The sequence below is a fragment of the Chromobacterium aquaticum genome (genome assembly GCF_021129195.1).
GTDB classification, from domain to species: Bacteria; Pseudomonadota; Gammaproteobacteria; order Burkholderiales; family Chromobacteriaceae; genus Chromobacterium; species Chromobacterium aquaticum.
Genome location: NZ_JAJOHW010000253.1, coordinates 1 through 958, shown reverse-complemented (window position 1 = coordinate 958; position 958 = coordinate 1). Strand labels below are relative to the sequence as shown.

Sequence of the window (958 nt, the reverse complement as noted above, 5' to 3'; positions counted from 1 at the left end):
GCATTTCGCCCGCAGTCGATAAAACAAGGATGGGTTCTCACGCCCAGTGCCGGGATAGAACGGCACGCGGGGATTGTTGCTGAGTAGAAGGCGAGGGTCAAGCCTTGGACATAGCAACGTGGCCTCTACATTTTGTATCCCTATCTATGCAACAGATGAGCATGAGAAGGGTGTCAGCTTCTCAATCGAGATCGGAAACAATGACAAACAACTGAAAAATCCATAATATGACCTAAAGTAGATAGTTAGGTCGATACATCACCGCTAGGAAAACAAATTTATTTGGGAGATAGAAGTTGCGCGACTTCAACAATGCAGGAGAAATCAATGTTCAGGGCAATTTCAATGTCACTGATAACTCCCACAATGCACATAAGCTCTTGATTCAATGTTCCATAGATGAGCTGCTTCGAGAACGGCCATTCCGACAAGAGAACATCCAACTCGAACAAGCAAGAAAGGTAAAGCGACTTAGGCCATTTTATGCACTAACTTTAATTTTGGCCATTAGTACTGCAACATGGGCAACTCTAAATGGGAAAACAGACTTGGCCACAATTATTATGAGTGGAGCCACCCTCTTTCTCGGATACCAATCGCTCAAAGCCACACTCGAACCGAATGCATTTCAAATCGAGGAGCGAAATGCCGTTAACGAGATCAACAAAATACTTAAACAAAGAAGATTTGAATAAAAATTGAGAATAATTCAAAAACCACCTAACAGATGGGACGTATTGTGTAGTTTAAGCATTTACAATAACCTATCTTCACATGCATCTCACTCTATGTAAACAACCTGTTGGGAAGCGGATGAACGGCGCCATACCAACAAAGAGGCATTTGCAATGCACTCCATGACGGGCACCTTTGAGAGAATTCAATGAAGCACTGGACTGAGCCGCAAGGAATATTGCTCATGCAAATCCCGATTGAGTGGCAATATTTGAATATTGCC

1 protein-coding gene is annotated in these 958 nt (G+C 43.0%); it reads left to right on the top strand.

The features are described from left to right. The first annotated feature begins 296 nt into the window (after positions 1-296). Positions 297-695 carry a hypothetical protein gene (locus LQT98_RS23540; RefSeq protein WP_231465655.1) on the top strand — a complete coding sequence of 133 codons (399 nt, stop codon included), beginning with the start codon at positions 297-299 and terminating at the stop codon, positions 693-695. Positions 696-958 lie beyond the last annotated feature (263 nt).